Consider the following 1,436-nt stretch of genomic DNA (forward strand, 5'->3'; position numbering starts at 1 on the left):
AAAGTTGGACAGTTTTGGGCTAGGCCGCTAAGGGCTGAGTTCTGTACATCACAGGACTCAGCCCTTTCAGCTTCAGCTTGATGCGGTGGTGATTGTAGTAGTGAATGTAGCGTCTGATTCCGGCCTGAAGGGCTTCGATGCTCTCGAAGCGGTTGGGGTAGAAGAACTCCGACTTCAAAGTGCCGAAGAAGCTTTCCATGGTGGCGTTGTCGTGGCAGTTGCCCTTGCGCGACATGCTTTGCGTCAGGGCTCGTTGCGAGAGCAACGCCTGGTAAGCGCCCATCTGATAGTGCCAGCCTTGATCCGAGTGGACCAAGGGGCGATCATCGACTTCCAGCCTTCTGAACGCCTTTTTGATCATGTTGGCGACCATCGCGAATGCCGGACGAGTGGCCGTCTCGTAGGCGATGATCTCGCCGTTATACAGATCCAGCACCGGCGATAGATAAAGCTTTCGCTCGCCCACCCGGAATTCAGTGATATCGGTGACCCACTTCTGGTTCGGCCCCGCGGCATCGAACTGTCTTTGCAGCACGTTCGGCGCAACCCGTCCCACCGTCCCGCGGAAGGCTTGAAACTTCTTCGGGCGCACCAGCGACTTCAGTTTCATGAGGTGCATCAACCGCTGGACGGTCTTGTGATTCACAACAGTGCCCAAATGCCGGACTGCGTGAGTAATGCGTCGATAGCCATAACGCCCTTTGTGCTGCTCGAACACAGAACGAATACGCGCCTTGAGCTGCGCGTGTTTGTCCGCCTTGCGTGAAGCCTTGCATTGGTAGTAGAACGTGCTGCGCGCCAGGCCGGCCACTTTCAGCAGGCCGTCGAGCGCAAACTCATGCCTCAACCCGGCCACTACTTGCGCTTTTTGCGCTGCGCTGTAGGGCTTTCCGAGCGGATCAAGGCATCGAGTTTTTTTAGGTACGCATTCTCCATGCGCAGATAGTTCAGCTCCTTCAGGAGCTCTTCCTTCGTGCGGGCCTCGTCGGATTTGGACGAAACCGCTGGCGCAGATGACTTGGGTTGCTTCACGGAGCGTCCTCGGGGGCGCGGCTCAAGGGCCTGCATACCTCCCGAATCATACCGGCGCTTCCAGACATTAATCGCGCTCGGATTGCGGATATCGAAGATCGCGGCCGTCTCTCGGCACGACAGGGCCTTGGTGTGCATGAACTGCAGCACCTTCAGTTTGAATGGGCCGTCGTAGAAACTGTACTTCTTCTTAAACGCCGCCTCGCCATGCGCCCGCCACGCCGCCACCCATTTACGCACCGTGCCCTGGCCCACGCCATGTTGACGCCCCACCTCTCCGTAACCACCGCGCTCGCCTGATAAATAGTCTTGAACGACTCTGCTCTTGAGTCGTGCGCTGTACTTGCTCATGAAAAAACACCCCAAATCGTTGAACGGGTGTCCAACTTTTGGGGTGCAGTTCA

General features: G+C 57.1%; 1 protein-coding gene. It reads right to left on the reverse strand.

What is annotated here, in order from left to right; all coding sequences use genetic code 11:
- Nucleotides 1-19: 19 nt before the first annotated feature.
- Nucleotides 20-1,383, reverse strand: a protein-coding gene (locus QCE49_RS33540) for an IS3 family transposase (RefSeq protein WP_409017632.1) whose coding sequence is annotated in 2 segments (ribosomal slippage) — nt 20-912 and nt 912-1,383 — 1,365 coding nt in all. Because the reading frame shifts where the segments join, the coding sequence is not laid out codon by codon here.
- Between the last annotated feature and the right edge of the window lie 53 nt (nt 1,384-1,436).

Source organism: Caballeronia sp. LZ008 (assembly GCF_031451435.1).
GTDB lineage: Bacteria > Pseudomonadota > Gammaproteobacteria > Burkholderiales > Burkholderiaceae > Caballeronia > Caballeronia zhejiangensis.